The sequence below is a fragment of the Plantactinospora soyae genome (assembly GCF_014874095.1).
GTDB classification, from domain to species: domain Bacteria; phylum Actinomycetota; class Actinomycetes; order Mycobacteriales; family Micromonosporaceae; genus Plantactinospora; species Plantactinospora soyae.
The window spans coordinates 7192890-7211459 of record NZ_JADBEB010000001.1 but is presented as its reverse complement, the minus strand read 5'-3'; the positions used below and the strand labels follow the sequence as shown (position 1 = coordinate 7211459).

Annotated in this window: 11 protein-coding genes; 4 read left to right on the top strand and 7 right to left on the bottom strand. The window is 70.6% G+C overall.

What is annotated here, in order from left to right:
- Window positions 1–25 precede the first annotated feature (25 nt).
- Entirely contained in the window at window positions 26–385 is a 360-nt protein-coding gene (locus H4W31_RS31555; protein ID WP_192769959.1) for a YciI family protein, read from the bottom strand.
- 393 nt (window positions 386–778) lie between these two features.
- On the opposite strand from H4W31_RS31555, the gene H4W31_RS31550 reads away from it, so the two are divergent.
- Together H4W31_RS31550 and H4W31_RS31545 are read left to right on the top strand one after the other, a co-directional pair.
- Window positions 779–1369: a DinB family protein gene (locus H4W31_RS31550; RefSeq protein ID WP_192769958.1), complete on the top strand. Its 591-nt coding sequence runs from the start codon at window positions 779–781 to the stop codon at window positions 1367–1369.
- A 140-nt stretch (window positions 1370–1509) separates the two neighbouring features.
- On the top strand, window positions 1510–2400 hold the full coding sequence (locus H4W31_RS31545) for an SCO6745 family protein (protein ID WP_225945770.1): 891 nt from the start codon (window positions 1510–1512) through the stop codon (window positions 2398–2400).
- Window positions 2401–2588: 188 nt separating this feature from the next.
- On the opposite strand, the gene H4W31_RS31540 is transcribed toward H4W31_RS31545, so the two are convergent.
- From H4W31_RS31540 to H4W31_RS31520, 5 genes are all read right to left on the bottom strand, one after another.
- Complete coding sequence (locus H4W31_RS31540; protein WP_318783512.1) at window positions 2589–5327, bottom strand: ATP-binding protein; 2739 nt, start codon at window positions 5325–5327, stop codon at window positions 2589–2591.
- On the bottom strand, window positions 5294–5488 hold the full coding sequence (locus H4W31_RS31535) for a hypothetical protein (RefSeq protein ID WP_192769957.1): 195 nt from the start codon (window positions 5486–5488) through the stop codon (window positions 5294–5296). The genes H4W31_RS31540 and H4W31_RS31535 overlap by 34 nt, the downstream gene beginning before the upstream one ends.
- Window positions 5489–5623: 135 nt before the next feature.
- Window positions 5624–8509 carry an NB-ARC domain-containing protein gene (locus H4W31_RS31530; RefSeq protein ID WP_192769956.1) on the bottom strand — a complete coding sequence of 962 codons (2886 nt, stop codon included), beginning with the start codon at window positions 8507–8509 and terminating at the stop codon, window positions 5624–5626.
- A gap of 83 nt (window positions 8510–8592) precedes the next feature.
- Window positions 8593–11139 carry an ATP-binding protein gene (locus H4W31_RS31525; protein WP_192769955.1) on the bottom strand — a complete coding sequence of 849 codons (2547 nt, stop codon included), beginning with the start codon at window positions 11137–11139 and terminating at the stop codon, window positions 8593–8595.
- A 609-nt stretch (window positions 11140–11748) separates the two neighbouring features.
- Window positions 11749–12216, bottom strand: a complete 468-nt coding sequence (locus tag H4W31_RS31520) for a MarR family winged helix-turn-helix transcriptional regulator (protein ID WP_192769954.1) — start codon at window positions 12214–12216, stop codon at window positions 11749–11751.
- Window positions 12217–12329: 113 nt separating this feature from the next.
- On the opposite strand from H4W31_RS31520, the gene H4W31_RS31515 reads away from it, so the two are divergent.
- Both H4W31_RS31515 and H4W31_RS31510 read left to right on the top strand, forming a co-directional pair.
- Window positions 12330–13430, top strand: a complete 1101-nt coding sequence (locus tag H4W31_RS31515) for an epoxide hydrolase family protein (protein ID WP_192769953.1) — start codon at window positions 12330–12332, stop codon at window positions 13428–13430.
- A 69-nt stretch (window positions 13431–13499) separates the two neighbouring features.
- A complete protein-coding gene (locus H4W31_RS31510; protein ID WP_192769952.1) occupies window positions 13500–15923 on the top strand; it encodes an Hsp70 family protein in 2424 nt (807 codons plus the stop codon).
- 99 nt (window positions 15924–16022) lie between these two features.
- On the opposite strand, the gene H4W31_RS44500 is transcribed toward H4W31_RS31510, so the two are convergent.
- Window positions 16023–18305, bottom strand: a complete 2283-nt coding sequence (locus tag H4W31_RS44500) for an EAL domain-containing protein (protein WP_192769951.1) — start codon at window positions 18303–18305, stop codon at window positions 16023–16025.
- Window positions 18306–18570: the final 265 nt, after the last annotated feature.

Here is an 18570-nt window from a genome sequence, read left to right as displayed (position 1 = left end):
CCCGGCGTCACCGCTGCGACGCGCCCTAACCGCGGCTCATCACCGGACGAACCTCCAGAGCGCTCATCCCGGCGGCGAGCGGCCAGGTGGCGGCGATCCGCGCGGCCTCGTCGATGTCCTCGCACTCCAGTACGATCACCGCGCCGATGACCTCCTTGAGCTCCAGGTACGGCCCGTCCGTGACCACCGGCCCGCCGTTCTCGCCGGCGCGCACCGTCTTCGCCGTCTCCCGAGCCTGTAGTTCGACGCCGCCGTCGGCGATCTTGCCGGTCGGCTGCCACCGCTCGAACCACGCATAGACCTGCTTCATCACGTCCTCCTCGTCGGCCGGGGACAACGCGGTCCACTCGCGGTCGTCGCCGAAGATCAGCATCGCGTACTTCATGGTTGCTCCTCATGGCTGGAAGAAGTGCCTCGTCGGGATGACGAACGACCGGCAGCAGTTCTCGACAGGTTCTGCCGAAATTCTCACCCGGGTTGTGGCGGCCACGGTGTCGACGTGAAGGGCACCAGACATCCGCGGATCGTCCACGCCCTGATCGCGAAGGTCGCATCCGCGCCACGCCAGCGCCCAGATGGTGTACGCCTACGAGTCCGGCGTGCTGCGGCCACGTACCCGATCCGAACGATGAGGGACGACGCGCCGATCCCGCTGCCCGATGGCTCACGAGTCGTCCGTGACCGGCGGGAACCGGCTGCCGCCTTGCCCGGCCCGGCGCTGATCTCGCATGCGACACCTCGCCCGGATGGCGCGGGAAGATGAGGAAGACTGGTAGACATGGCTGATCTGGGTGATCCGAAGGCTGCGCTGCACCATTACCTCCAGGTGACCCGTGATGACCTGATCTGGAAGCTCGATGGGCTGAGCGAACGCGAGGCCCGGCTGCCCCGCACCGCGACCGGCAACAACCTGCTGGGAGTCCTCAAGCACTGCCTCAATGTCGAGGCCGGCTACTTCGGGCCCACGTTCGGGCGCGAGTTCCCGACACCTCAGGACTTGGTTTCCACGCATTCCTTCGAGGAGGACCCGCAGGCAGACTGGTACGCGCGGGAGGACGAGACGAAGGATGGGCTGATCGAGCTGTATCGCCGTGTCGGGGTGTTCGCGGACCAGACGATCGAACAGCTACCCCTCGACGCGCCGGGGCGGGTGCCGTGGTGGGGGCCGGATGTACAGGACGTGACGCTGCACCGGATCATGATCCACGTCACCTGCGACCTCGCCCGTCACGCCGGTCACGCGGACGTCATGCGCGAGCAGCACGACGGAGTGATCGGCCGGCGGCGGCAGGACAGCAACATCCCCGACGACCATGACTGGTCGGCGTACGTCACCAAGCTGACGAAGCTCGCTGACCGGTTCGAATAGCCGTTGTCGCACCCTCAGGACGTCGCCGGCCAGTGGCTTCGTGGTGGCGTACCACCCCGACGGCGACATCAACGCCCGCAGCCTCTGAAAGAAGCGGGTACGCGGGATGGGATGCTGGTGGTGTGAGGACCGTACGGCGGATGTGGACACTTTACGAACCTGTGCACGCCGTCACGTACTTCGCGGCGGAGGCGCGGCAGGCGTACGAGGCGGCGGGGTTACGCGGCTACTGGCGGGGGTACTTCGCCGGCCGCGCGGCACCGCTCGGGCCGGTCGGGGCGGCGCCGGTCGTCGCCGTCTTCTTCAACTTCGCGCCCGCCATGGTGGTCCGTGCCCTGCCCGATGTCTGGGAGCGGGCGACCCCGGCGGAAACGCTCGCCGCGCGGCTGGCCGGGGCGACGGACGCGCTGGCCCGGCTCACCGCCGGCATCCCGGCCGGCACCGTCGAGGCGGCCGCCGATCTGCTGACCGAAGCGGTCGGCCGTCTCGACCCGGCCGGTCGGGCGCTCGGTGCCGCCAACGCGGCGCTGCCGGTACCGGGGGACCCGCTGGCTCGGCTGTGGCAGGCTGCCACCGCGCTGCGCGAGCATCGGGGGGACGGGCACGTCGCCGCGCTGCTCGCGGCCGGGCTGGGTGGTTGCGAGCCGCTGGTCTGGCGGGCCGCAACGGACCTCGGCCGCGAGGTCCTGCAATCGAATCGGGGCTGGTCCGACGGTGAGTGGGACGCCGCGGCCCGACGGCTCTTCGAACGCGGGTGGCTTGACGAGGACGGCACACCGACGGCCACCGGCGTCGCCGCCTACGAGCGGATCGAGGACGTCACCGACGACCTCGCCGCAGCGGCCTGGACCGGCGTCGATCCGGAGCGTGCCGTCGTGCTGCTGGCCCCGATCACCGACGCCTGCCGCTCCGTACTGCCCCCGAGCAACCCGATCGGGCTGCCGCTGCCCCGCCGCCACGGTACCGGCGGCGGGCCTGACCCGGCCGGGGCGCAGCGCACGCCGCGCGGTTCCGGGACCAACGGCCACTGAGCTCGGCCGAGGAACACGACGAGGTGGCGCGGACGGACGACGTCAGCCTGACCGGTTACGCAGCGACAACCCCCCCGTTCCCGCCCGTCTGGATCCGGATCGGGTACCACCCACGCTGCCGGCTGTCGCGGCTGCGGCGCCGGCGCGCGGATCGGAAACCAGAGCGGATCGGGAACCGGCGGTGCCGGTCAGTGCCGCCCGACGAGGTCGCCCACCTCGGTCCGGGACGAGGCGCCCAGCTTCCGCAGGATGTTCGAGACGTGCACGGCGGCGGTCTTCGGTGAGATGTAGAGCCGCCGGGCCAGCTCCGTGTTGGTCAGCCCGTCGCTGATCAGCACTGCCACTTCCCGCTCGCGGGGGGTCAGGGCGGCCGGCCCGGTGAGCGCGGGCGCCGCGTCGACCGGCGCCATGCCCAGCTGGGCGCGGACCTGGGCGAGCTGGGCCACCCGCCAGCCATGCCACTTGGCCAGCAGGGGTACGGCTGCCTCCACCTGCGTGCTGGCCTCCTCGCGCCGGTCGTCCGCGAGCAGACAGCGGGCGGCGCCCACGCGTACGGTGCCACGGGTCGCCGGCCCCAGGATGTGGGCCTCGGCGATGGGCAGGTAGCCGGCCAGAGCCTCGGCGTGCTGGCCGCGCGCCTCCGCGAGCTGGGCGTCGACGAGTGTCCGGTACGCGTCCCACACGTCGGTGTCGAGTAGCGCGGTCGCCATCTGGTCGAGCCGGTGCGCCGGCAAGCCGATATCCAGCGCGGCGGAGATCAGGTCGTGGGCCTGGTCATTGCTGCGCCACGTCTGCTCGGGTAGCGCCGCGATGAGTTCGTCCAGGCTCGCTTCGGCGTGCGGGAGGTCGCCGCGACGGCAGGCGAGGTGGAAGGCGAGGCCGGGAATCATGGTCGACGGGTTGTCGGGCAGCGCTGCCAGGTCGGTGATGAGCTGCTCGACCTGGTCCAGCGCGCCGGCCTCCAGATGGAGCCCGGCGAGGAAGACCCCGTGATAGTCGGCCCAGCGGCCCCGCCGCCGGTAGCTGCGGTCCTGCTCGCGCCCTTCCTCCAGCGCCCCGATCGCGGCGCGCAGGTCGCCGGCCCGCAACGCGAGCCGGGCTCGGCCCTGGAAGTACGTGGCCACCGCGAGTGACTCGAAGCCGGCTCGCTCGGCGTCGACCCGCATCCGTTCCAGTGTCGCGGCGTACTCGGCGGGCGAGGTGGGTGGCTCGCCCTGCACCAGGATGTTGAGGGCACGGGCAGCCAGCACCCACTCGCCCGCCTCCTCGGCCTCGTCCACGAGGGTGGACAGGATCTTGCGGCCGTCGGCGGCGGTCTGCGGGTGCGCGCTGAGCGTCGAGCCCTTCTCGAACAGCGCGGCCAGGCGTACGGCTGACAGGTCGAATTCGTCCGCCAGCACCAGCGCGCGGTCGGACCAGAGCAGCGCCGCGTTGAGGTCGCCACGCAGGTACGCCGACTGCGCGATCGCGGTCATCGCCCGTGCCTGGTCGGCGCCGGGCGGGAGTTGCGCGATCAGGGTCCCGATGTCGTGCGTCAGGGCGCGCATCTCGTCGGTCTCGCGGGACTCCCAGGCGATGCGGACCAGGAGGTACAGCGACTCGGCCCGGTCGGTGGTGGTGCCGGCGAGGTCACGCCAGCGCCGGCCGTACCGGAGGGCGTCGTCCAGCAGTCCGGCCAGCCACGCCGCTCGGGCGGCGGAGGCGAGCAGGTCGGTGTCGTCGGGCACCTCGTCGAGCCCCATCTCCGCCAGCTGCAGGGCCTGGTAGGCGGAGCCGAGGGAGAGGTAGAGCGCAGTGCCACGGCGGGCCGCGGCGATCATGTCGTCGTACCGGCCAGCGCCGCAGGCGTGGTGCGCCACCATGGCTGGGTCGGAGGCACCACCGTTCAGGAGTACGTCGAGTGCCGCCTCGTGCAGCCGGCGACGCTGCCGGCCGAGCATCTGGTCGGCGATCGCCTCGCGTACCAGCGCGTGCCGGAACGCGAACTCGTCGTCGCCGGACTCGACCAGGACGCCCCGGGTGACCAGGTCGCGCAGCACGGCGATGAGCTCGTCCTCAGCCGTACCGGTCACGTCGGCGAGCAGGTCGAACGGGATGCGGTGGCCGAGCACGGCGGCCGCCTCGACGATGCGGTGGCTGACCGGGTCGAGGTCGTCGACCTGGCGGCGTAGCACGTCGGCGAGGCTCCACGGCAGCGGTTGCTCGACCAGCGCCTCGAGGTCGTACCCGGGCAGCGCGCGCAGCAGCTCCTCCAGGAAGAACGGGTTGCCGCCGGTGCGGTGGTGCAGCGCCGTCACGGCACGCATCGGTGCCGGGGCGCCGGTGGCCGCCGCCAGCAACGCCGCGGTCTGCGCGGGGGTGAGCCGATCCAGGCGTACGTGGGTGACGGTGTGCCGGCGTTCCATCCGGACCAGCAGGCCGGCCACCGGTTGGCGGCGGGTCACCTCGTCCGGCCGGTACGTTCCGACGAGCAGCCGCGGCCCGCGCTGGTCGGCGATCCGCTCGAACAGTGCCGCGCTCTCCGAGTCGGCCCAGTGCAGATCCTCGAAGACGATGACGGCAGGGGAGTCGCCGATCAGGTCGGCCAGGATGGCGAGGCCGGTGTGCAGGCGCTCGACCGGGCTGCGCCGTGGGTCCGCGAGGGCCGCAAGCTGCTCCTCGTCGACCTCTGGCCGGCCGTCGATGGCGTCCAGGAGCACCTCGTACGGCCGGGACAGCGAGCCGGGTTCCGCCTGCCCGACCAGCACCACGGTCTCCGCCGGCACGGTTGTCAGCAGTTCGTGGACCAGCCGGGTCTTTCCGATGCCCGGCTCGCCCGCGATGATCGCGACCGCCGACTCACGCGCCGAAGCGAGCTGCGTCAACCGGCGCAGCTCGCTCTCCCGCCCGATCATCATCGGGCTGGCACCGCCGCGGATGGTTCGCACGACGCCAGGGTACCGGTGGGCTGTGCGCCGACGGCCAGGGCTTTACGGGCCCGGCGGGCCCGGTGGGCGCTGGTGAGCAGGCGCACCTCGTCGGCCTCGGCGATCAATTCACGGCGACGATCGTTCGCCAGAACCAGAAAGGTGTCCGGATGTATGAACATGGCCTGCCTCCTCGTTGTCAACCGCTGATGGATCAATCGTCGGTTGACGAGGGTGCTGCCACATCGGAAGCGCTTACCTATCTTTACTGGTCAGCCGGGTTTAGCGGAGCGCGCGGGCCGTCTAGGCATACCTAGTCAGCCGGCGATCGTACGGCGGGACCAGGGATCGCCTTCGCTGGCCGGACTGCCCGTACGGTCGACAGCCGGCTCGCCGGCAGACGGCTCGGCACGAGCCTGCGACCTGGACTCCGTCCGTCCGTCTCGCGCCAGCGGTACGAGGGATGACAGTGGTGCCCGCTCGCCGCTCCACAACGTCGGCCGAACGGTAGCCGTCACGGCGTCCTCGAGAGTCTGGTCCAGCCCGACCAATGCCGTGCTCTCGGGGAAGGGGTAACGGCATTCGACGATGCGCAGCAGCCGCCAGATCTCGGCGTGACAGGCCCAGTCGTCGTTGGTCGCGTACAGCTTGGCGGCACGGACCAGGGTGCGCCATGCCGCGCCGATGTCGCCACGGTGCAGCAGGAGCTCGCCGGAGCTGCGGGCAAAGCGCGCCAGGAGGGCCGACCAGGCCGGGCCGGCGGAGGCATCCAACATCATGACGGACTGCCAGACGTCCTGGCTGAGCCGTTCGGCCTCGCCGAGGTGCCCGGCGATGATCAGGGCGCGCACCTCCTGACAGCGGGCACGGGCGAGACCGATGTCGTTCCCCATCCGCGCGAACGCGACCGCAGCCTCGGCAGCCCGCCGGACAGCCATCTTCGGCAGATCGGCCAAGGCCGTCCGGGACGGATCCGGCGCCGTGTCGTTCGTGCCCGGGGTGGACGGCAGCGGTACCCCCAGGTCTCCTGCCTCGTGCCGCCAGCGTTCGATATAGAGCCGGGCGAGTCGGTAACAGACGGCGGCGGTTCGCCTGGCATCGCCACTGCTGTGCTGTTCCGCGGTGAGGAGATGCTCTTCGCTGGTACGCCAGTGCTCGCGCCGCCGGGCCGCCTCCGAGAGCCCGAGATGCGCGCGGAAGTACACCGGATCGTGCAGCCGCCCCTCCAGGATGTCGGCGCTGGTCGGATGCGGACTCGTCACCCGGTGAGTCTCGGCCCGCAGCAACGCGACCAGTTGTTCCTCCTCGCCGCTGGCCGCCCGCTCGGCCAGCTCAGCCGCGCTCTCCAGGGCAACGCTGGCTTCCCGGTACGCGCCCATCTGGAGGTACGCCTCGGCGATCTTGCGCTGGATCCGGGCCCGCCGTACCGCCGCCGCGGCGACCCGCCGTACGGCCGCCTCTCGGGCCTGGCCGTCGGGCTGGCCTGTCTGCGTACCCGCAGCCTTCTGTACCTCCTCCGCATGCGTACCGGCCTCGGTCAGTATCTCGATGGCCTCGGAGTACCGTTCCAGGGCGACGAGGAACGCGCCCTTGGCGAGGCAGACGTCGACCTCACCCAGCGCCGAGTTGTCCGTCCTGGCCGCCGCGACGGCGCTGTCGAACGCGTCGAGATTCTGTCTGAGCGCCGCCCGCTCTGGTACGCAGCCCTGCAGTCTGGCGGCGATCCGCCACGACATCCCCGCCTCCCCCTGCTCCCGCGCGGCGCTCACCAGCCGGACCAGGTTGTGGTACTCCGCCCGTACGCCGAAGTCGGGCAGCGCCGCGACGCGGCCCGGCGCCCGGGAGTTGGCCGAGATCCAGTGCCGGGTACGGGTGCTGACGTACCCTTCGTCGAACTCGGTGAGCACGTCGTCGACCAGTTCCAGGTAGGCGTCCTCGAGCCGGTTCCGGGCCGCGGCGATGCTCACCGCGTGCTCGGACAACATCGCCTTGGCGAACAGCCGGACCAACGGGTTGAACCCGTAACGGGCGACGCCGGTCGCCTGGTCGTGCTTCGCGTTCTCCAGCAGCTGTGCGGCGCCCAGCGACGCCATGATGTTCTCCGCCTCGTCGGGCCGCACATCGAGGAGGGGCCGGAGGACCCAGGGCACGAAGGTCGGGGACTCCACCAGCGTCAACAGGCACAACGCCCGCTGCTGACTCGGTACGAGCCGTTGGTACTCGGACAGTAGCCGCTCCCGTACGCCGTGACCTCCCTGTTCCAACCAGCCCAGCCTCGTCTTCGGCGGCCGGAGCAGGTCGACCACGTGCCGCAGGTCAGTCCCGTCCAGCGCGACCCGCTCGGCGGCCGACCGGATCGCCAGGGGTAGCCGGCCGCACAACTCGACGACTTCGATCGCCTGCTCGGCCTGGGTTTCCCAGCCGGTACGGGTGACTGCGGCAAGGATCTCCAAGGCGTCCTCGAGCGACGGAACCTCCAGCGGGGGAGCCGAGGACGAGGAGATGTTGAGACCGGGGCCGAGATCCCGGCGACTGGTCACGACCACCGCGCAGCCCGGCTCTGTCGGCAGCACCTGTAGCACCTGGTCGTGATGCCGCGCGGCGTCGAAGATGAACAGGATCCGCTTGCCGACGGTCACCGAGCGGAGGAAGCCCGCCCGGTCGGTCGTGTCGGCCGGCATGTCGCTCTCCTGCAGGCCCAGTTGCAGCAGGAGTTCCTTGAGGATCTCCGCTGGTGGTCGGGAGTCGCCCGCGGTGCCGAAGTTGGCCGAGATGACTCCGTCGGGGTACTCGGGTGCGAGGTGACGGGCGAGCTCCTGGGCCAGTACGGTCTTGCCCACCCCGGGCTGCCCGTGGATCCGCAACAGCACCGGACCGGCCGCCTGTTGAGGATCACGTTCTCGAGACCGGCGTTCCTGCCCGTGCAGATCCATCAGCGCTCGGATTTCGGGTGACCGACCTCGAAAGGTGCTCAGGCTCTCCGGCGGCGGTGCCGCCAGCAGTTCCCGCGCGGTCGGCAACCGGGGGCCGATACGCGTCGACGACCGGGAAGCGCGCTCTCCGATGGTTGCCCGGATCGTGCGCTCCATCAGCGCGACGGGCGCGCCGGTACAGACGCCGATCAGAACCGCCATCACGACCCCGGCGACCGTGACGTCGTCATTGCCGAACAGCGTTCCGGCGAAGCCCGCCGTGCCCGTCATGCACGCCGCGATCCGGACGTGGTTGCGGGACCACCATCTGCCGACGGGACGAAGGGCCACGGGCACCCGGCGGCGTACCGACATCACGACACCCGGCTCGGCCAGGCCCGCGACGGCAGCAACCGGCCGGATCCGACCTGTACCCCTCGTCGCCCGGCACGCTGCCGCGGCACCGAGTCCCGCAGCCGGTCCAGCGCTCGGTTCGCCGTGACAAGACCCGCGCGGTCGCCCAGTTCCTGGTAGTGGCCGATCGCCAGGGCCAACTCCCGCATCGCCTCGCCCACCCGGCCGACCTGTTCCTGGGCCTCGGCGAGAACCACCGCCGTCTGGGCCTCGATCCACCGGCCACCGCAGGTGGACAGCGTCAGCCTCGCCTCCTCGAGCACCGGCAGGGCCTCCTGCGGACGCTGCTGATCGAGATAGATGCGCCCGACCTCCAGCCGGCAGCGCGCGGTGCCGTATCGATGCCGCATCTGGGTGAACTCTTCCATCGCCCGGAACGCCAGCCGGCGGCCGTGATCGAAGTGGCCGGACCGATGTGCCGTACGGGCCCGCTCGTAGTCGATCCATGCCCGCCAGAGCCGTTGCCCCTGGACGTCGGCCGTCCGCCTCGCCTCACACAGCGAGTCGTCGGCTCGGGCGAGTAGGCCGGCGCGTCCGGACCCGGTGCTGCGGTCCGCGGCGTCGAGCAGCACCACCGCCCGGGAGACGAGAAGGCTTGGCAGCAACCGGGCGGCGGCATCCTCCCGCAGGTCCAGCCCCATGGCCTGGTCCACTGCCGCCAGACCCTCCTCGGTATATCCCCGGCACGCCCACAGAATCGCCATCTCGCGCCAGACGCGACCCTCCTCGGCACCGTCGCGGATGGTCCGGGCCCCTTCGATCGCCAGATTGAACGTCTTCTCCGCCTCGTCGAGCCGACGCTGCCGACGCTGCAACTTGCCCTGACACCTCAGCGCACGCGGGGCTGCCTGCGCTGCCTCGGTGCTCAGCGCCTTTGCTGCCATCTCGAATGCGTCGTCGACCCCGCCGAGTTCGGCCAGCAACTCGGCCAGCGCCGCGAGGGCGAGCCCTTCCCCCTCGTACGCCTCGGACAGTCGGATCGCGGCAAGCTGCGCCGGCCATCCGCCCTCCGAGTCGGCTGTCGCACCGCAGCGGGCGAGTCCGAGGTTCTGGCGCGCCTGCTCGATGTTCTCCCGCGACTGGGCGAGGGCGTCGCGCGCGTGGCTGAGCGCGTACCCCAGTAGTCCCATGTCCAGATTCGGATAGACGTGGTCGTTGAGGATGCTCTGCAGGTCGCGGTTGCGCCGTGCCGTACGCAACTCGTCCAGCCGTACCCGGGCGGTGGCAAGTCGGCCGTCGTCCATCGGCTGTGCCCGCAGTCGAGCCTGCACGTAGTCGCGGACATGCTCCAGCATCCGGTAGACGGCAACACCCGTGGCGTCATCGGTGATGTGTTCCACCAGGCGGGCATGGACGAGGCGGTCGCTGAGCCGCTGGGCGGTCTCCACGTCGTTGCCGAGCAGCGCGGCGAGTTCCCAGGGCGCGAAGGTGGCCGACTCCAGCAGCCCCAGCACGGTCAGCGCCGCCCGCTCCTCCTGGGTGAGCATCGCGAAGCTCGGATCCAGCGACCGTCCTGCCGGCACTGATCCGTTGGCCGTCGGAGCGGGCTCCTCCAACAGGTCCATGTTCTTCACCGCCGCGGCCAGCGTCCAGTACGGCCGGCTGACCAGCGAGGCGGCGGCGATCTGCAGCGCCAGCGGCGAGCCGGCCGCCCGTCGCGCGATGGCCTGGGCCGCCTCCTCCTCCTGAGCGATCCGCTCGGCGCCGACGATCTGACGCAACAGGCTGATCGCGTGCCGGTCCGCCAACGGGGTGAGCTCGACCGTGAGTGCGCCCGGAATCGACAGTGGCTCGCGAGCGGTGACCAACACCGCCGCGTCGTCTCCGGCCGGCAGCAACGACCGCAGTCCGACAGGGTCGTCAGGTGCGTCGTCCAGGACGACCAGCACCCGGCCGCGAACGTCGTGGGTCAGCTGCCGGAAGCGGTCGCGCCGCGCGCCGAGCCCGGCCGGAATCGACTCGTCGGGCCCCTGCAGCGAGTCGATGAAACCGGCGAGAACCTCCTCGGTGATCACGTCCAGGGTGCCCGCCTCCAGCACCGGTCCACCCAGCGACGCGAACAGCACGCCGTCGGCAAAGTCGTCCGCACACCGATGTGCCGCCTTGACCGCGAGGCCGGTCTTCCCGATTCCCGGCGGCCCGTGGATGACGACCACCCGTGGTCCGCGAGGCTCGCGCCGACGTACAAAGCGCAGAATTCTGTCGAGTTCCTCGTCCCGCCCGATGATCAGCGCCGATGGCGGGGCCGCGAAGGGCACGACGTAGTCCCGAGCGGGCTGCTGCGGGGTGGCGGTTCGGGGGTAGCGGCCTGTCGACCCGGCTACCGCCGCTGTGATCGCCCGCCGCCGGCCCAGCACCTGGGCGATCGTCAGGACGACGCTTATCGCGAGTACGACCGATGTCCACGATCTTGTGGATGCCGGACTCAACAGAACCGCCGCCGTCCAGGCACCCAATATCAACACCGTGGCCCCGAGAACGAGAAGTGCCGATCTGGACCGACGCATCTTATCTCCCAGCTGACGAGGGCCTTCAGAATGGCACACACGGTCGAGGAACCAGTGGCAGACATTTGACTCGGAGTGGAGTGGTCCGGAACGGCCATTTGGCTCGTCGGTCAGCCATCGCCGCGACCAGATCTTCTCTGGCTGAATATGCGCTGGTCAGCAGAACTTCCAGAAAGATCGAAAATAACGTCTGCGCAACCGGCGCTGGCTTTCCGTGACGGCCGGCCGCGTTCTGTGCCTGGAATTCTGTCCAATCAGATGATGTCGAGATAGGAGGAGTAACGCCAACCGATTTTGACATCCGGCCGAGTTTTGGACGAGGACGCCTCGACCGTCCGGCCCGCCGGGGACTCCGTACCGTTGATTTCGATCACGCGTCGCCCGACGTACGGCGCGATGGCATTAATACCGCGACGGCACTGAGCGTGTCGGCCGGTACCCGCGTTCGTCGGGTATCGCGTGCCGGACCTCGACGTTGAGCGGTGGTCTCGGTCGGTTGGCCGGGCTGGGGTGCGGTTCCGGCGGGTGTGGCCGGGTAGCCGGGCGTGGCGGACTGCCGACGGGCCTTCGCGCGAAGATCTGGGGGCCGCTCCCCGGTCGGCGCGCTGGCTATCCGGGGGTGCCGGTTCGCCGGTCGTGGTGGTCCAACAGCCTGGACAGCAGCTCGGTCAACCGCTGCCGCTCCTCGGGTGACAGGGGGGCCAGCAGTTCGTCCTGGGCTTCGGCCAGCTGCTTCTCCAGACGCCGCAGTTGCCGCTTGCCCCCGGCGGTGAGCGAGATGATGTTGCGCCGCCGATCGGAGGGGTCCGGGGCGCGCTCGACCAGTTTGCGATCGGCGAGTTCGTTGATCGTCGCGACCATCTCGCTGAGGTGGATGCCGCTCCGTCGGCCCAGCGTGGCCTGGCTGGCCGGGCCGAGATGTTCCAGCGTCGCCAGCAGGCGGTAGTGGTAGCCGCGGGCGTTGACGGAGGAGAACCCCTCGGCCACCAGGCGGTGCGCGTGGTTGGCGGTCTGGGTCAGCAGCCAGCTGGGCAGGCGCTCCCAGCTGGCGGGCGTCTCCTCGGGTTGGTCCGGCACGTGACGAGTCTAACGAATCGTTCGGAGCACCAACGATCATGCTACCGTTCGAATCCTAAACGTTTAGTGTCCTAACGTTTGGCGGCCGAACGAATCCTCCCGGAGTTGAGAGCATGATCAAGCCGTTCCGCATCGACATCCCCCAGGCCGACCTCGACGACCTGGCCGACCGGCTCTCCCGCACCCGCTGGCCCAACGAGGTCGCCGACGCCGGGTGGGACTACGGCTTTCCGCTGGCGCGGCTCAAGGAACTGGCCGAGTACTGGCGCACCGGCTATGACTGGCGCGAGCATGAGGCCAAGCTCAACGAGCTTCCGCACTTCAGCACCGAAATCGACGACCAGAACATCCACTTCGTCCACGTCCGGTCTTCGAAACCGGACGCGCTCGCGCTGATCCTCACCCACGGCTGGCCCGGCTCGTTCCTGGAGTTCCTCGACGTGATTGAGCCGCTGTCGCGCGACTTCCACCTGGTGATCCCGTCCATCCCGGGTTTCGGCTTCTCCGGGCCGACCCAGGAGCGGGGCTGGGACATCGTCCGGGTCGCGCGGACCTGGGCTGAGCTGATGCGCCGGCTCGGGTACGAGCGTTACGGCGCGCAGGGCGGCGACTTCGGCGCGGGCATCTCGACGGCGCTCGGCGCGGTGGCACCCGAGCAGGTCGTCGGGGTGCACGTCAACTACCTGCCGACCCGGCCGGACCCCGACGTCGAGGTGTCCGAAGCGGATGAGGCCCGACTGGACAAAATCAGGAAGCTGATGGCGAACCGGCCGCCGTACCAGGCTCTGCAGGCCACCACGCCGCAGACCATCGGGTACGCGCTGACCGACTCACCGGTCGGCCAGCTGGCCTGGATCGCCGAGCGCTTCGCGCAGTGGACCGACCCTCGTACGCCGATCAGTGACGAGCGGATGCTCACCGACATCTCGCTGTACTGGCTGACCGCCACCGCAGCCTCCTCGGCGCGGCTGTCCCGGGAGACACCGCGGCGGGTCGAACCGTGCCCGGTACCGGTCGGCGTGGCGGTGTTCGCGCAGGACATCACGCAGTCGGTACGACCGCTGGCCGAGCGGCTGTACGACATCAGGCACTGGTCGGAGTTCGAGCGCGGCGGCCACTTCGCCGCGATGGAGGTGCCGGAGCTGCTCGCCGAGGACATCCGGGACTTCTTCCTTACCCAGATCAGACACGAATCCCGGGTCGCCACCCGCTAGACGTTGCCGGCCGCGCAATCCTCCTTCGGTCAACCGATTCTCCCGCTGGCGTGGGCATACACTTCCGCCGTGGCGGGACGCGCGTACCGGCTCGGCGTGGACTTTGGCACATCACACACGGTCGCCATGCTGGCCGGGCTCGACGGGCGGATCCGGCCGCTGCTGTTCGATGCCTCTCCACTGCTGCCGTCGGCGGTCTTCGCCGGACCCGACGCGACCCTGCTCGCCGGTGCAGACGCGCTACGTGCCGCCGTGGGCGACCCCGGCGCCTTCGAACCCAACCCGAAGCGGCGGGTCGACGACGGTGCGCTCTGGCTCGGTCAGCGGACATTCCCGGTCCCGATGCTGGTCGGCGCCGTGCTCCACCGGGTGTACGTCGAGGCGCTGCGGGCAACCGGCGGCATGCCTCTGGAGGTGGTGCTCACCCATCCGGCCAGTTGGGGAGCGGCACGGCTCCGGGTGCTCGCCGAGGCCGCCCGGCTGGCCGGGGTGCATCAGGTCGGGTTCGTCGCCGAGCCGGTCGGCGCGGCCGCGTACCTGGCCGTGGTGCGGGGCTGGCGGATGCCGCCCGGCCGCCGCGTCGTCGTCTACGACCTGGGTGCCGGCACGTTCGACGTGACCGTCCTGGGCCCGACCGGGACCGGGATGGCGGTGCTCGGCACCGCTGGGCTCGACAACCTCGGTGGGCTCGATTTCGACGATCTCGTGGTCCGACACGCCCGGACCAGCACCGGCGCGACACATCCGGGATGGCAGCGCCTGGACCGGCCGGACGGCCCGGCCGACTGGCAGCACCGACGGCTGCTCTGGGACAGCGCGCGGGGTCTGAAGGAGCACCTGTCCCGCCACCCCGCCGGCGACCTGTACGTGCCGATCCTGGACCGGCCGGTACGCCTGACCCGCGACGAGTTCGAGTCCGCCGCCCGGCCGCTGCTGGACCGGACGGCCACGACGGCCCTGCGTCTGCTCGCCGACCTGGGCGTGCCGACCAGCGAGGTCGGTGCGGTGTTCCTGGTCGGCGGTGCGTCGCGCATCCCGCTGGCCGGAACCACACTGCACCGCATCCTCGGGATCCCACCGACGGTGATCGACTATCCGGAACTCGTCGTCGCCGAGGGCGCCCTGTACTGCCCGCCCACCCGGCTCCCCGCCGCCGATCCGCACGGCGACCCGTCCGGCGGCCCGCCGACGGTCGGCGCCGGCCCGTGGCACCCGAGCCGGGCCGGACCCACCCAGGCAACGCGGCACGGCACCGAGCTGCCGGCGGTCACCGCCATCCCGATCGACGCGCCGGCACCAGCCGTCATCGCCATCCCGGTACACGTAGGCACACCAGCGGCGGCCCTCGGCCCAACCGGTGGATCGGCCGCGATCGGCACGACAGCGACGGCGGCTCCGACCGCTCTGGCCAGCGCGTCCGGGACAGCGACGTGGCCTTGGCAGGCGCTCCGCCGTACCGGGAGCCGGGTGGTCGCCTTGGCATTGGCCGTCGGGCTCGCCGTACTGCTCGGCGCCGACAGCCATCGGCCGTCACCAGCGCCGCCCGGGCCGGACCCGTCCACCGCCGGACCCGTCCGCGGCGTCGAGCCGGTCCCGGAGCTGCTGACCGGGAGTCGCCCGGCGTTCCACCCGGACGGTACGCTCCTGGCCACCGTCGGCGAGGACCGTACGGTCCAACTCTGGGACGTCGCCACCCGGCAGCCCGTCGGCGAGCCGCTTTCCGGGCACACCGACGAGATCTACGACGTCACGTTCAGCCCGGACGGCACCGTGCTGGCCACAGCAGGCCGCGACGACACCGTACGTCTGTGGGACGTGGCCAGCCGCCGACAACTCGGCGCACCGATCACCGGTCTGGCCGACCCGTCCTACCACCGGTGCGTGACCTGCGGCGGCGGCGCACACCACGTGACGTTCAGCCCCGACGGCACCCGGCTGGCCACTGTCGGGGCGGGCGGCCGGATCCGGTGGTGGAACGCGCGTACCCGCGAACCCGTTGCCGTCACGTTCACCGGGGAGACCTCCGACGAGGTGGTCTTCAGCCCAGACGGGACCATCGTGGCCGCGGTCGACGTCACCACCGTGCAGCTGTGGCACGGTACGACCTACCAACCGCTCGGCGCACCGCTGGCCGGACACAGAGGACTGGTCAACGGGCTGGCCTTCTCCGCCGACAGCAGCCTGCTGGCCACGACCGACCTCGACGACACCATCCTGCTGTGGGATGTCCCCGGGCGCCGGATACTCGACCGGCTTTCCAGCACCGACCTCGGTATCCGGGACGTGGCATTTCTCGACGTGCGCACGACCCTGCTGCGCCACGGTCCCAACCTGGTCCAGTTCTGGGACATCGGTCGGCGGGCGCCGACCGGTGTCACGATCGCCAGGGACACCCCCGCCGCCTTCACCGAGCTTGCGGTCAGCCCGGTCGGCGACCTCGTCGCGATCGCCCGCGACGACGACCGGGTGCAGCTGTGGAGTCTCACCCGTTGACACGTCGTCGGTGGTAGCGCCCGGGATCGGAACGAGTGGCTCCGATCCAGCGATGAGGTACGGCCGGGTCGTCGGCGCCGCCTGGCCGACGACCCGCTGTCAGCCGAGGAAGCCCTTCGCGACCGGGGCCTGGTGCAGCGATGTCAGCCAGTTGTGCATGTCGTCCACGCTCATCGGCTCGCCGAACATGCTGCCCTGGGCGGCGGAACAGCCCGACAGCGTTACGGCGTCGAGTAGGTCGGGGGAGGCGACTCCTTCCGCCACCGTGCTGATGTTCAGGGATCGGGCCAGTTCAACGGTGGAGCGGACCACGACGGCGTCCTGGGTGCTGTCGACGATCGGCTCGACGAATGACGGGTCCAGCTTCAGTTCGTCGACCGCCATGCCGCGCAGGTGGGTGAGGGAGGGGGCGGAGCGGCCGTAGTGGTCCAGCGCGAGGCGGACGCCGAAGTGACGGAACTGGTTCAGGGCCGTGGCGGTGCGGTGGGCGTCGATGAGCAGCGCCTCCTCGGCGATCTCCAGAGTCAGCACCGGTGGCGGCAACCCGACCTTGTTGATCATCTTGACCACGTCGTACGGCAGGTGCGAGTCGAGTACGCCGGCCATCGAGACGTCCGCGGCCACTGCGAGATCGTGGCCATCTCGTCGCCACGCCGCGCAGGTCTGCAATGCCGACAGCAGCAGAATTCGGGTGAGTCGGCGGGTCAGCCCTACCCGCGCCGCCAGACGCTGCAGCGGGACGGCCTCGATCCAGCCATGCGTCGGATGACGCCAGCGGAGCAGGGCTTCCAGCGCGACCGGTCGGTGCGTCGCCAGGTCGACCTTCGGCTGGTAGTACACGAAGAACTGTTCGCTCTCGTCGGCGCGTAGCAGGTCCGGCAGGAGATGCGAGTGCAGGTCGCCACGGAGGCGGGGTTCGTAGATCTCGACCTCCGAGCGGTTCGCCCTCGCCTCGTGCAGCGCGTCGGCGGCGCAGTGGATCAGCTCGGCGGACGTTGTCGCGTGCGACGGCGCGATGGCCACGCCGGCGCTCAGCTCGATCTGCACCGGTACCGGACCGGCGACGACCGGGCCGCCCAAGCTGCGTAGCAGATTCTCGGTGTCCCGGGCGATGCTGTCCGCCGTACCCGCCGAGACGGTCCGCAGAATCGCGATCTCGGCGCCGCCCAGGCGGACCGCGACCGCCTCGGCCGGCAGGACCTCGTGCAACCGGCGGCCGACGGTGTTGAGGATCGTGTCGCCGGCGGCGTAGCCGAGGACGCGGTTCATCTCCCGCAGGTGGTCGATGCTGACGATTGTGAGCGGCAACGCCGCACCCGCCGGGAGGCTGCCGAGCATGCTCGGCAGCGCGGAGTCGAGCATCCGCCGGTTGCCCAACCCACTCAGCTCGTCGGTGGTCGCTTCGACCCGGGTACGCGTCAACTCGCGGGTCTGCTCGAAGGTGAGCGCGGTCCGTACGCCCGCGGCTACCAGGCATCCGCTCGCCATGATGATCGACACCGGGTGCAGCGACACGAGCGTGCCGATGATGAGCACCGCGAGCGCGCAGAGCGAGAACAGGATCGGGACCAGCAGCGCCGCGAAGCCCCGGACCTCGTCGACGGGTCGGCGGCGGAACAACGAACCGGCCAGCGCCATCAGGGCGAGGCCGATCATCCACATGCCGTCGATCCAGGTGCCGTCGTTGTAGGTGTCGTTGGCGAGGCCGAACAGGTACGCCGTGTCGGCGACGGCGAAGGCGGCCCCGCCCAGCCCGAGCAGCCACCACACCGGATCGTTGCGCCACCGCACCATCGCCAGCGCCGCGACCGCGACGACCATGAGCACGAGGTCCCCGACCGGGTAGGAGAGATTGGTCATCGTCTCCGCCAACGGCGTACCGGCGTTGGCGGACAGTACGTCGGTCAACGCGGCGGCGGAGAACACGGCGCCGGCCGCCAGCGAGGTGACCACGCCGTCGAGCCACACCGAGGTGGGCAGGCGGCGTACCGTCGCCCGGGCCAACAGGATGAACCCGACGTATGCCAGCGGATACAGGCCGACGTAGAACACGTCCGCCAGCGAGGGAACCGGTATCTCGCTGGTCCGGACCGTCGCGAAACTGGCCGACCAGTAGATGTCGCCGGCCGACCAGGAGGCGATCCCCGCTCCGACGCAGATCCACGCGGTGCGGTTACGCCGCACCAGAATCGGCCGGGCCAGCGCCAGCAAAGACGTGGCCACCAGCACCGTGGAATAGAACCAGGTGTCGAGGAAGGCGGGGCGCTCATCGGCGAAGGGGATCAGGGTACTGAGCGCGTACGCCACCCCCAGCGTCACTATCAGTACCTTGGCGGCCCGGTAGATGGGCGAGTCCAGCACCGACAGGTCGCTGTCCGGCACCGGCCCGACTGTGGGGGATGTCCTCACTGGCTGTCCTCATCTTCCAGGTACTGGTGAAGGTCGACCGGCGACGAGCCGCCGAGGTACCCGTGGTCGTCGGTAGACAGGCGGTGCCAGCGGTGCGCCGAACGGGATCGAACTCCAGCCGGACAGCCACCGGGATTAGCCGGTCCCTCGGTGTGGCAGCCTCGTGAACGGGTGACGCCGATGAATGGCAGACGACGCCCGGTGAACTCTGCCGGCAGGCAACGGCGTACCGCTGCCA